The 12,873-nt window shown below is 35.1% G+C and carries 10 protein-coding genes; 1 reads left to right on the top strand and 9 read right to left on the bottom strand.

Translation table 11 applies throughout. From position 1 onward, the window contains the following. Nucleotides 1-51: 51 nt before the first annotated feature. Nucleotides 52-543 carry a Smr/MutS family protein gene (locus EJB00_RS01240; RefSeq protein WP_015588217.1) on the top strand — a complete coding sequence of 164 codons (492 nt, stop codon included), beginning with the start codon at nt 52-54 and terminating at the stop codon, nt 541-543. 11 nt (nt 544-554) lie between these two features. On the opposite strand, the gene uvrC is transcribed toward EJB00_RS01240, so the two are convergent. From uvrC to EJB00_RS01195, 9 genes are all read right to left on the bottom strand, one after another. Beyond that, nucleotides 555-2,372: an excinuclease ABC subunit UvrC gene (gene uvrC / locus EJB00_RS01235; RefSeq protein ID WP_015588216.1), complete on the bottom strand. Its 1,818-nt coding sequence runs from the start codon at nt 2,370-2,372 to the stop codon at nt 555-557. After that, entirely contained in the window at nt 2,356-4,464 is a 2,109-nt protein-coding gene (glyS, locus tag EJB00_RS01230; protein ID WP_015588215.1) for a glycine--tRNA ligase subunit beta, read from the bottom strand. The genes uvrC and glyS overlap by 17 nt, the downstream gene beginning before the upstream one ends. 3 nt (nt 4,465-4,467) lie before the next feature. Then, nucleotides 4,468-5,307 carry a glycine--tRNA ligase subunit alpha gene (locus EJB00_RS01225; protein ID WP_015588214.1) on the bottom strand — a complete coding sequence of 280 codons (840 nt, stop codon included), beginning with the start codon at nt 5,305-5,307 and terminating at the stop codon, nt 4,468-4,470. 55 nt (nt 5,308-5,362) lie between these two features. Next, a complete protein-coding gene (locus EJB00_RS01220; protein ID WP_015588213.1) occupies nt 5,363-6,121 on the bottom strand; it encodes a hypothetical protein in 759 nt (252 codons plus the stop codon). Nucleotides 6,122-6,805: 684 nt separating this feature from the next. Next, entirely contained in the window at nt 6,806-7,804 is a 999-nt protein-coding gene (gene hemB, locus EJB00_RS01215) for a porphobilinogen synthase (protein WP_015588212.1), read from the bottom strand. Next, nucleotides 7,797-8,822: an NADH-quinone oxidoreductase subunit NuoH gene (gene nuoH, locus EJB00_RS01210; protein ID WP_135352920.1), complete on the bottom strand. Its 1,026-nt coding sequence runs from the start codon at nt 8,820-8,822 to the stop codon at nt 7,797-7,799. Before nuoH ends, hemB begins: the two co-directional genes overlap by 8 nt. Further along, a complete protein-coding gene (gene nuoG / locus EJB00_RS01205) occupies nt 8,806-10,854 on the bottom strand; it encodes an NADH-quinone oxidoreductase subunit NuoG (protein WP_135352921.1) in 2,049 nt (682 codons plus the stop codon). Before nuoG ends, nuoH begins: the two co-directional genes overlap by 17 nt. 5 nt (nt 10,855-10,859) lie before the next feature. Continuing rightward, nucleotides 10,860-11,072 (bottom strand): hypothetical protein, encoded by a 213-nt coding sequence (locus EJB00_RS01200; protein ID WP_015588209.1) that lies wholly within the window; start codon nt 11,070-11,072, stop codon nt 10,860-10,862. A gap of 257 nt (nt 11,073-11,329) precedes the next feature. Continuing rightward, nucleotides 11,330-12,832, bottom strand: coding sequence for a leucyl aminopeptidase (locus EJB00_RS01195; RefSeq protein WP_051063891.1), 1,503 nt, complete (start codon nt 12,830-12,832; stop codon nt 11,330-11,332). Nucleotides 12,833-12,873: the final 41 nt, after the last annotated feature.

Here is a 12,873-nt window from a genome sequence, read left to right as displayed (position 1 = left end):
TTACTGTGTTTATATATTGTTGTAAAATTATGCAGTTCAATTAATGAATTTATGTCAGATGATGAGTTAGATTGGCAAAAAAATGTTAAGCCAATAGAATGTGGAAAAGTTACTTTGAAAGTTGATCACAAAGTAAATATAAAATCTATGATTGATAAAGGTGCCTCTAGTTTACAAGAAAATTTTCTTAATACTGATAATGGTGATTCATCATTTTGTCTTGACTACAATACAAAATTAAAGATCGATAGGGGCAAATATTTTATAAGCGATAAACTCGATTTGCACGGCTATAGTATAGATAATGCTTATTGTAAATTGATAGATTTTATTATCAAAAATTATCAAGCAGGGAATAGGTGCTTATTGGTAATTACGGGGCATGGTAATAGTACAGATAAAATAGACACTATAAAGAATAGCTTAAATAAGTGGTTGAATGACACAAAAGTTCGGAATATGATCTTATACTATCAGCAAGTCATAAAAAAACATGGTGGCAAAGGAGCTTTTTATGTCTTATTAAGAAGAAATAAAGGTTAATTTTAGAGTACCTATTTAGGAGTACCTTTCTTAGAATTTACGTGTTGAAGAATGATTTCTGCTAAACCTTTACTAATTCCAGGTACGTTTTGAATTTCAGCTAGAGAAGCTTTGCTTATGTTTTCTACCGAACCAAAATGAGACATGAGTGCCTTCTTTCTTTTACTGCCAACACCGGATATTTTGCTTAATTGTGAAGCAAAAAATTGTTTATCGCGTTTTTTTCTATGCGAAGTTATTGCAAAACGATGAGCTTCATTACGCAGTAATTGTAAATAAAGCATGACCTTGCTGTCACTTGCTAGAGTAAATTCTTCTCTGCTTGGCACATAAAATCTTTCATTTCCTGCATTACGATCATGACCCTTTGCCATACAAGCAAAAGGAACTTTTATATTCAATATTTCCAATACATTCTGCACTATGGAAACATGTCCTGGACCGCCATCAATCAGTAAAAAATCAGGGATTATATCTTTTATATTGCCAGAGAAACGTCTAGTCAGCACTTCTCTCATCATTTTATAGTCATCACCTGAAATTTCTTCTTTTATAGTAAATTTTTTGTATTCACTTTTTAAAAAACCTTCCTGCCCTACAACAATCATCACACCAACTTGTTGATTTCCAGATATATGGCTATTATCATAAACCTCGATACGCTTTGGAATATTTGGTAACGAGAAAATCTTCCTAAGCTCTTCGAGCTTTTCTAGGTTATTTCTATAATCAGTAATCTTCTGCTCTAGGCTATGCTTAGAATTATTGTAAATAAAATTCAACAAATCACGCTCTTTACTATTTTTCGCATACAAAACTTTTATTGATTTTTGAGTAAGAGCATAAAGTGCTTGTTCTATAATTTCCTTATCCTTAATAAAATCGGGAACGTAAATTTGTGCTGGTGGTGTGCTAACTGGATTATACAAATTGACCAAAAAGGTGGATAAAATTTCATCATTTGGATGATCACTACAATTCTCAATGAAGTAAGGAATGCTTCCATAGTTACCTTTATCTCTGAAAGATAGTACACCAATGCATGCTAAGTCTGCCTCACGTACAACGCTAAAGAAATCTGCATCTTCTTCAAAAGAAAAATCCATTGGCTGCATTTGAATTTGCTGAAGAAATTTCAATCGATCTCTATAGACAGCAGCAAGCTCGTAATTCATCTCCCTACTGCACTTTTCCATTGTAGAAAATAGCTGTCTTTGCACTTCTTTATTCCTTCCTAGCAGAGTATCTTGTGCTTGTTTTACTGATTTGCAGTAATCATCTTTTGTAATTTTATCTACACATGGTGCTGAACAGCGCTTAACTTGATACTCAAGACATGGTCTTTTTGTTGAAGAGAAATATTGATCTGAACATACTCTTAAGAGAAAAGCTTTTTGCAATGATAATATAGTGTTCTTAACAGCAGCAGCAGATGGAAAAGGGCCGTAGTAATGAAACTCATTCTTCTTAAACTTACCTCTATATTTTGCTATCCTTGGATAATCATGCTTAGAAATTGTTATATAAGGATAAGATTTTCCATCCCTAAGCAAAATATTATAAGATGGTTTTAACGATTTTATTAACTGTGCTTCAAGAAGCAATGCTTCGATTTCATTCTCAGTGATGAATATTTCAACCTTAATAACCTGTGAGATCATTACTCTGATTCGTTCAGAAAGGTTTTCGAATTGAAGGTAGTCGGATAACCTCGACTTCAAGTTTTTTGCTTTACCAATGTATAAAACCTTATTCTTATCTCCAACCATCTTATAAACGCCACAGGATTGTGGAGATGATTTGATTTGTTCCTTATATTGCCTGAGCATTTATCAATTGTTTAACCTGTATAAGGTTAAACTCTGCTACTAAATGAAAGGTAGAAACAACATTTGCAAGCAAAGATAACCTGTTTATTCTAAGCTCATTAGAATCACAGTTAATCTTTACACTGTCCATAAATTGATTGATAAATGGAGCAAAACGAGCAAGTTCATCAAGCGCTGTATTAAAGTCGTTATTTTCTATCGCTTGTTTTATGTTTTTACAAGCAGCTATAGCACAATTTGATAGCGCAATCTCCTCATTTTCAATCAAAAACTTCTTACTGTAAGATGCATTATAAGTAGTGCCATCACTTTTTCTCACTTTGCTCATCATGTTACTGGCTCTTTTATAAGTGCTTAGAACCTGTTCACCTTCTGGCGTACTAAGATAACGATCCAATATAACAGTTTGCTTTTCTGCTGTCAGCAGATCATTAATATCGATTTTATATATTATTGAATCTACAATATCTTGCCTTATATTTCTATTTTTTAAAATAACCTTGAACCTCTCTAAGCAAAATTTAAATACTAGCTCTGAAATTTGTTTTTCATTTGGCTTATCAACTGGTGTTGTATTTTTATTAAAGAGAAGTCTTGAACATAAAGATACTGACTTATCTATCAGTAGCCTAATTGGAATATGCAAATTATTTTCAAGTATTGTTCTAATTATACCAATTGTCATTCTCCGCAAACCAAACTGATCATACGAACCAGAGATTTTCTCACCTGCTGCAATTAAACCAACCAAACTATCCATTTTGTCTACAATAGCTACAGCAATCGCAGTAGGAGATTTAGGGCATTCTTGTTCCGATCCGATTGGCTTATAGTGCTCAGTTATAGCTTCTACTACTTCTTTATCTTCTTGAAAGTAAGAAGCGTAATATCCACTCATTATTCCTTGCAATCCCGGAAATTCTTTTACTATCAACGTTGCAAGATCTGCCTTTGCTAAATATGCAGCACGTTCAACTTTAATTAGTGAAGCATGTGGAATAAATATCGCTACATACTTTGACAGAGTAATAATACGCTTCACTTTTTCTTCTACGCTACCGAGCGAAGCATGAAATGAAATAGAGCTCAATTTTTTGACATAGTAATCTAGGTTTTCCTTTTTGTCTTGAGACATCAAAAATTGGGCATCAGCAAGACGTGCTTCTAATATTCTTTCATGACCTTTGACAACTTCATTATTGTTAACATTTACAACAGTAACAAAATGTGAAATTTTCTGTCCATTACTTAAAGCAAGATACTTTTGCTGCATGTTAATTATACTAAGTATTACTTCCTTCGGTAACTCTGATGATTTTACTTTACCAAATAATACTATTGGCCACTCTATAAGCCCTGCCAATTCATTAAGTAAATAATCATTTTTTTCAAGTTGTAAGTTCTCCTCTTTTGTAAACTTATTAATCTGATCTAGTATAAATTGCTTTCTTTTGTCCAACTGGAGAATGACATTATTTTTTTCTAACAATTCAAAATAGTCTTTGGGTGTTTTAACAGTAAGTACTGCATCACCTGAAAGAAACCTATGACCATACGTCACGTTGCATGCTGTAACCCCTGCAAAAGATATGGGTATTATTTCGTCATTTAAAATACATAGAATATTTTTAATTGGTCTAACCCATCTCTCTTTTCTTTCACTCCATCTCATACTCTTTGGCCAAGAAAAGTTTTTTAGCATTTCCTCCAGTTGATTTTTGAGAAACCCGCTGATGTTAAATAAGCAGCTTTCTCTCTTAATGAAGTAAAAATCTTCATCGTTTACTTTGCGAATGAGTAAATCTTCTTCACCTTTCCGATTTTTTCTCAAAAAACCTTCGATAGCACTTTTCGGTGCATTAACTCTTGGTCCTTTAATCTCATTGTTAGAATCTTTTAGCTCCAAAGCACTTATGCCATCAATAAAAAGAGCAATGCGACGTGCAGTCACATAAACTTCTATAGATGCAAATTTCACATTATTTTTACTAAAAGCATTAATGATATAGCTCTTAACCTGAGCTGCAGATGAATTCTGCATTCTTGATGGAATTTCTTCTGAAAGACATTCAAACAATAATTGTGACAACATATTCTACTTCGCTCTATATAATTCACAGCATTTTTTTGTTAACTCTCTCACTCTACCAATATAGGCTGTACGTTCATTCACACCAAGCACACCTCTTGCATCAAGTAGATTAAGTAGATGGCTAGTTTTAATACATTGGTCATAAGCTGCTACTGGCAATTCTTTTTCGATAAGGAATTTACACAGTTTTTCTGTGTCCTCAAACTGCCGTTGTACTACTTTAGTATCATAATAATCAAGTGCCAGGTAAGAAAACTCATACTCTCTTTGTTTGAAAATATCTCCGTAAGTTACACCACTATCATTCCACATTATGTCGTAAACATTATCTACACCCTGTATGCACATTGCTAAACGCTCTAACCCATATGCTACTTCACCAGGAATTATTCTGCAGTCAATACTTCCCACTTGCTGTATATAAGTAAGTTGTGTTACTTCCATTCCGTTGCATGTAACCTCCCAGCCAAGACCGGATGCACCAACACTTGGGTTTTCCCAATCATCTTCAATAAACTTAATATCATATTCTTTTGTCGATACACCAAGAGCTTTTAAGCTATTTAAGTAAACATCTTGCAAATTGCTGCCAGATGGTTTTATTATAACTTGGTATTGATGATGCTGATATAAGCGATTAGGGTTGTCGCCATAGCGTCCGTCTGCAGGTCTTATTACTGGTTGCAGATATGCAATTTTTGTTGATTTTTCGTCAATCGCTGACATGATTGTTGCAGGATGTAGTGTTCCAGCTCCAACTTCAGACGTATATGGGTGAAGTATAACACATCCTTCATCAGCCCAAAAATCTTGTAGCCCCTTTATTATATCCTGTAGATTCACGCAAACTGTATATCTTTTAAACTAAATATATAAGCAAATAAGTACTATTCTATACTTATTTTTTTAATAATGTTTTAATAGTGCCATGGAAATAGTCACTTAAGGCTATTGAACTTTCTTTTACATACTCAAATATGCTTTCATTCAAGACAATCGCATCATGCATAGTCAGATCGCAGAATATAAATGCAGTCAAGTACAATAAAATTACTGCATAAAACACATGAAAAATCCCTTCAAATGTGATTGATATTGTATTGTTATAACTAAGCTGTATCGTACTTATCGGCCATGGTTTTATTACTTCTACAATATTAAAAAATAAATAAGGTATTATAAAGAAAAAGAACAAATGCATAAGATCATTAAACCAAAATGGACATTGAAGTATTGCCTTGCATATACCTAAATAGAATTTACTTACAATATAATAAATTGACATTATTGCCGGCATCGAAAGCGCAACAGTCATCACCTGTCCTGATGCTATTTGTATTACTATATTCTCATCACTGCTGGCTGAAGGATCTTGAGTATGAAAAATAGATATGCCAACTAATTGCAGCACTAACATAACTATTGCTAGCTTGGTAAAAATAGCAGCTACAACTATGCCTGAATTCGGCATTTTATATAGTATAAAATCACCTCCGTATGTAAGCATTAATATAATGTCGGTAATAAATAATATTAGAAAAGAAGACCAATAATGCTGCCAACCCGGTAAATATCCTACTCCTAAAAAAGAGCTTACTATTTTGGCAGGAAAAACCTTGCCTAGCACCTTACCCAAAAATTGAAAAAAAATCCCCATGTCCTAACTAACACTTGACTTATATTTTTCACAATACTGAATTGTAATGGACTTATCAATACACTTCTTGCATAGAAAAAAGGCAAATAATTAAAAACGATCTAAGTTTAGCAATAACCGTTGCCCCTTCTATCGTCATCCCAGTGCCCAGGGATTGGCTCTTTTTTTCTAGATTCCAGTACTGGAATGACATCTTCAATATTCTTACATCTGATCTCAAACTATGGAATAACACCGTTATACGTACTGAAATATGGGCATCATTCAAGTGGCTGATCTCTATGATGGCATCATCCCAGTACTGGGACCCAGAACAGGTAATAAGAACTGGTCACGCGCTGGCCTGAAGCTTTAACTATAAATATTAAAAAATTTACCAGACGAAAAAAAGGCAAAAGAACCCCCCAGTAGTTTGACCCTATAATAATGTAAATTGGCATTGTAATAATGTGCTAACGCTTAAAATAAGCGTGTTTTGGCTAAATGTAGAAAAAATAAAAAAGACATGCAGCCGCTATAATTTTATGTAATCTGCCAATATATACCTGAGTTTTTTACTGAATTTTTGTTATTAAATCTGCAGAGATTAAAAACAAGGATAAATACTCTTATTGATATGATAAGGAAAGTGGGAAGATTTGTCAAGTCACTTCGGCCAGCTACCTACTTAGATGTTCCACACTGCTAAGTAGATACCAAATTTTTTGCAACATCAAGTGCAGCATAGGTAAATATTGCACTTGCACCTGCACGTTTAAAACCAATTAAGGACTCATAAATCACTCTGTTATAATCCAGCCAGCCATTATTTGCTGCAGCTTTTATCATTGCGTATTCACCGCTTACTTGGTAAGCAAAAATCGGAAAATTAAACTTTTCACTTGCTGTTTTTATTACATCTAAGTATGGCATACCCGGCTTTATCATAATAAAATCTGCACCTTCATCTATATCCATTTCGATTTCGCAGATTGCTTCACGTGCATTTCTATAATCCATTTGATAACCACTTTTGTCGATGAAATTTGATGATGCGCACGAACCGACAACTTGCCTGAACGGCGCATAGAAGCTAGAACAGTACTTTACTGCATAGGACAATATTGACATATTCTGAAAGTTATTATCATCCAATGTTTTTCTTATTTTTCCTATCCTGCCATCCATCATATCAGAAGGAGCAACTATATCGCATCCTGCTTTTGCTAAAACAAGTGCTTGCTTACATAATGCTGACACAGTCTCGTCATTTTCTACATCTATCCTACTGCTTTTTAAAATGCCATCATGACCGTGAGTAGTGTATGGGTCTAGTGCAATGTCTGCAATAATGCCAATATCCGGTACATTTGATTTTACAGCACAAATTGCTTTACAGATTAAATTGTCAGGATTGTAAGCTTCCTCGGCGTTTTCAGATTTTAGTTTACTATCAACTACAGGAAAAATTGCAACAGCATTAATCCCCGAGTCCTTAGCTTTCTGAATTATAGAAATTAATCCATCTATTGAATAACATTTGATATCAGGTAAGCCAGAAATTGGCTCAATTGTTTCTTCTCCGTCATGAACAAATAAGGGAAAAATCAAATCATTTACTGATAAAGTGCTTTCACTTGTTAAATTGCGAATCCACTTGCCTGAGCGCCTACGCCTTAACCTTGTATTTGGGAAATTAAACATTGGATCCAGGCAAATTCCCAGTAAAAAGCAACACTCCTGAAATGAGTATTACCCAAAGTACCGATATTGGCAAAAATACTTTCCAACCAAGACGCATTAATTGATCATAACGATAGCGAGGTATTGTAGCTCTAATCCAAATAAATATGAACAATAATAAAATTATTTTCAAGACGAACCAAATCAAACCTGAAATTTTATACAGTAAACTAAGCTCTAATGGGGGATACCATCCTCCTAGAAAGAATATTGTCATCATAGCACTTGCTAAAATCATGTTTGCGTATTCTCCCAAGAAAAAGAGAGCAAAAGGCATTGATGAATACTCGACATTATACCCAGAGACAAGCTCTGCTTCAGCTTCTGGTAAGTCAAATGGGTGACGATTAGTTTCGGCAAGCAAAGAAATAAAAAATATTATTCCTATAGGCATCATCAGCAAATCAATCCAAAATGGCATATTATGTTTCGCTACCACCATCTCTGCGAGATTCAACGTACCAGTTGTAATAACAACTGTAGCAACTATTAGACCTATTGAAACTTCATATGAAATCATTTGAGCAGTTGACCTTATAGCGCCAAGGAATGCATAATTGGAATTACTCGACCAGCCCGCAATGATAATGCCATATATTCCCAAAGAGGATACAGCTAGCACATAAAGCACTCCAACATTAATATTTGCTATTACCTTAGGGATTACTATCTGTTGTCCGTTTTTTGTAATTATTTCAGCTCCAAACGGTATAACTGCCCAGGCAATTAATGCTAAAATAAAGGTGAGCATTGGAGCCATAATAAACAGTATGGTGTTTGCTCTAAATGGTATTATCGGCTCTTTAATTATCAATTTGATAGCATCTGCAAACGGCTGCAATAAACCAAATGGCCCTACTACACTTGGACCATGTCTCAGTTGAATTGCACCAATAACTTTGCGCTCAAAGTACACCAAATATGCAACTGAAAGCAGTAACGGTACCAAAATAAATAAGATATTAATCAGCGTGTCCATGGAAAGCCTTAGTACAATCTGCCATTATTTTTGAAGCACGACTTATTGAGTCTGTCATATAAAAATCATACTTTTTTAAAGTGAAAGGGATATTACTTAATTTGATCTCATTACAGGCAATTGATACCCATTTATTTTTTACTACTTGATCAGCATCTCTAAACTGTGGACCAATAGTGTCTAATTTTTTCCTAACATCAAATAAACTATCATATAGCAAGGAAAGACCCAAATATTGGGATAAATTTTTTATAATCAACCAATCTTCCTTTGCTTCACCAGGAGGAAAAACAGCTAAATTTGTTCTCTGTACTCGCCCTTCAGTATTTACATAAGTTGCATATTTTTCTGTGTATGCAGCTCCAGGTAGAATGACATCTGCTATATGCGCTCCCCTATCACCATGATGTCCTTGATAAATTACAAATGTATTTTCTAATTTTGATGTATCAATTTCATCTGCGCCAAGAAGATAAACAACTTCCACCTCACCACTTTCTGCCTGCTTTAGTATCTGATTAATGTCTTTTCCACCTTTGCTAGGAACAAATCCAATATCGAGTCCACCAACCCTTGCTGCAGCCTTATGTAGTACGTTAAAGCCATTCCAGTCATCTCTGGTCATGTTAAATTTTTCTGCAATTTTGCCAGCTAGAGCTAAAACTGATTCAGAATCATCTCTTATTAATGCATCTTGACCGATAATTATCATAGGGTTCTGAGCCGCACTCAGTAACTCGCAGAATTTATGATTTCCCTCTTCTATTTCTTTTAGAACGTTTGGACCATCACCTAATCTTTCAACATTATATAGATATTCAACATTAGGACCAATATTTGCAATAGTGAAATTACCTTGTAAATACCTCTTTCTTATACGTGCATTAATAATTGGTGCTTCTACTTTGGGATTTGTACTTATAAGCAGACACAAATCTGCATTCTCTATACCCTCGATAGTGGTATTGAACACATAAGATCCACGATTACTTGGTATAAGTTTTGCTCCATCCTGTCTGCAGTCTAGATTTACTGAACCAAGCTTATGCATCACTTCCTTCAGCAGAAGCATAGACTCACAATCTGCTAAATCACCTGCAATTGCAGCTATTTTGTTTGGCTTCGTGCCCTTTAGTTTTTTTGCAGCAAAAGTCAATGCCTCACTCCAATCAGCTAGCACTAATTTGCCCTCTTTTTTTATATAAGGTCGATCGAGGCGTTGTACTTTGAGTCCATCGTAAGCAAAGCGAGTTTTGTCTGATATCCATTCTTCGTTCACTTCTTCATTAAGCCTTGGCAATATTCTCATCACTTCAGGACCGCGATAATCAACTCTAATACTGCTTCCTACAGCATCCAGCACATCTATAGTTTCGCAATGTGATAGCTCCCATGGACGCGCTGTAAAAGAATAGGGCTTTGAAGTTAAAGCTCCCACCGGGCAGAGATCTATAATATTCCCAGATAATTCAGAGCTAATATGCCTTTTTATGTAAGTACTAATCTCTATATTTTCTCCCCTGCCAATTCCTCCAAGTTCATTTGTACCTGCAACATCGGACAAAAATCTAACACATCGAGTACAATGAATGCATCTATTCATTGCAGTTTCAATCAGCGGACCAAAATGTTTTTTTGGCACAGCTCTTTTATTCTCATCAAGTCTGCTTATTCCTTTCCCATAAGCCATTGTTATATCTTGCAAATCGCACTCACCACCTTGATCACAAATTGGACAATCAAGTGGATGATTAATTAGTAAAAACTCGAGCACTCCTTCGCGCGCCTTTTTTACCTTGGGAGTATCGGTATGAATAACCATACCCTCTGCAACTGACATTGCACAAGAAGCTACTGGTTTTGGAGGGCCACCCTCAACTTCAACTAAACACATTCTGCAGTTACCAGCAATTGCTAAACGCTCATGATAACAAAACCGCGGAACTTCAACGCCCACAACTTCACAAGCTTGAATTATAGTGAGCCCATGCTCTACTTCACATTCCTTAGAATTAATAGTAATTTTAACCACAATTACTATACAGCTTCCCACTTTATAGGATTGCCACTTACCTCATCTCCAACCAAATTGCCGTTATCGTATTGAGCTGACATATAGTTCATGCGTGAATCACGATCTATATACCTAACTGGTTTTACTGGCTTATCCTTATACATTTTTTGTTCAGCTTTCTTACGTTGAGTAGGGTTATTTTTACTAGCTGTTTTCGCTTTCCCGCCTGCTGCCATATAAACTCCTAAAAACTTCTTACTTTATTTTAACACTTAAGTACACACCGTCAATGCTAAATAGCTTTAAAGTTTTAATAGTACATAATTATAACCACCATTTGAACAAAATACTTTCTCTTGATGATGCTCAAGTACGTAACTTTAGAATTCCCAAAAAAGAAAATGTAAGTTACTTTGATGATATCATTTTCTACGTCTTATAAATAGACATTCATGTAGCCGTAAATTAAGCTATAAACTCAATACAAAGATCCTTAATTATTAATCTCATAGTATTTCTCAACCAACTTATTTAGCAACCTTACACCGAAACCTACTGCCCCTCTTGGAGAAATATCAGTGCCTTTTTCGTGCCAAGCAGTGCCTGCAATGTCTAAATGTGCCCAACAAGTGTCGTTTACAAAACGCTGTAGAAACTGTGCAGCCATTATACTATCTCCACCAGAACCTGCAGGAGCTATATTTTGCACATCAGCAATCGGCGAATCAATAATTTTGTTATAAGTTTCATTCATAGGAAAGCGCCATAATTTTTCATTTACTTCATTTCCTGAATCAATCAGATGATTTGCTAATTCATCGTTATTTGAAAAAAGACCAGCATATTCATTATTTCCCAGTGCAACCACTATAGCACCAGTTAAAGTTGCAAGATCAATCATAAACTTAGGTGAGAATCTATCCTGCGTATACCACAAAGCATCTGCAAGTATGAGCCTTCCTTCTGCATCGGTGTTTAATACTTCTATTGTTTGCCCAGACATTGAAGTTACTACATCACTTGGTCTTTGAGCATTACCGTCCACTGCATTTTCTGCAAGTGCAACTACGCCAATTGCATTTACTTTTGCTTTTCGTCCAGCTAAAGTACGCATCACTCCAACTACAGTGGCAGAGCCTGCCATGTCATACTTCATTGACTCCATACCACGTGAGGGTTTTAGTGACACTCCACCAGTATCAAACGTTATACCTTTACCCACAAAAGCTACAGGCTTTTGTTCCTTGGAAGCTCCATTCCATTTGATCACTACTAATTTTGGCTCTTTACTACTTCCTTGTGCTACCCCAAGCAATGCTCCCATTTTTTTCTCTTCCATCTGCTTCTTACCAAGCACTTCGATTTCAAGGCCAAGCTTGGTAAGCTCGGTTTTTATTTGATCAGCATAGGATTCTGGATATAAAACATTAGGTGGTTCAGTGGTAAGAGCACGTGCAAGAAATATGCCTTCACCTTCTTGTCTTAAACGCTCAAATGATTTTTCAGCACTACTTAATTGCTCATCTTTTGCTAGCACTGTAATCTCCTCTACTTCTGTAATTTTCTCGTCCTTTTTGGTTTTATACTTATCAAACTTAAAACTACGCAAAAATGCACCGTATGCAACATTTGCTGCATTGCCTTCGATTGAAATTGCCGCTTGCTTGATCTTTAATCTGCTTAGTTCGTAATATATTTTTCCGCCAATATTTAATTCTTTGTTTTCATCCCATTCATCTCTTTTGCCAAGCCCGGCAACTATAACATTCTTTCCCTCTGATGAAGTAATGGAGAAAAATTCACCAAAACCTCCATTGAAATCACTAAATCTTTTGATGCTCTCTATAATTTGCTTATCTTGTAAAACCTTAACGTTACTTATAAATTCATCACTTTCAAATAAACCCACTACTAGCGTTTCAAAATCAGGTAAAGCTTTAGAAATTGTTATCTTCATCGTTGACATCTCCGTTGCAAATAATTGTAAGCTGCACATAAAACATAGTAAAAACATTAGTAAGATGTTTTTCATATACA

It is taken from the genome of Wolbachia endosymbiont of Drosophila mauritiana (assembly GCF_004795975.1).
Taxonomy (GTDB): domain Bacteria; phylum Pseudomonadota; class Alphaproteobacteria; order Rickettsiales; family Anaplasmataceae; genus Wolbachia.
Note: the sequence above shows the minus strand (reverse complement) of the source record. Positions and strands in the feature narration are given on the sequence as shown.

Bases quoted from the DNA above. Each gene is read 5' to 3' on its own strand.
- EJB00_RS01240 (WP_015588217.1), top strand. From the start codon at position 52: ATGTCAGATGATGAGTTAGATTGGCAAAAAAATGTTAAGCCAATAGAA.
- uvrC (WP_015588216.1), bottom strand. From the start codon at position 2,372: ATGCTCAGGCAATATAAGGAACAAATCAAATCATCTCCACAATCCTGT.
- glyS (WP_015588215.1), bottom strand. From the start codon at position 4,464: ATGTTGTCACAATTATTGTTTGAATGTCTTTCAGAAGAAATTCCATCA.
- EJB00_RS01220 (WP_015588213.1), bottom strand. From the start codon at position 6,121: ATGGGGATTTTTTTTCAATTTTTGGGTAAGGTGCTAGGCAAGGTTTTT.
- hemB (WP_015588212.1), bottom strand. From the start codon at position 7,804: ATGTTTAATTTCCCAAATACAAGGTTAAGGCGTAGGCGCTCAGGCAAG.
- nuoH (WP_135352920.1), bottom strand. From the start codon at position 8,822: ATGGACACGCTGATTAATATCTTATTTATTTTGGTACCGTTACTGCTT.
- EJB00_RS01200 (WP_015588209.1), bottom strand. From the start codon at position 11,072: ATGGCAGCAGGCGGGAAAGCGAAAACAGCTAGTAAAAATAACCCTACT.
- EJB00_RS01195 (WP_051063891.1), bottom strand. From the start codon at position 12,832: ATGTGCAGCTTACAATTATTTGCAACGGAGATGTCAACGATGAAGATA.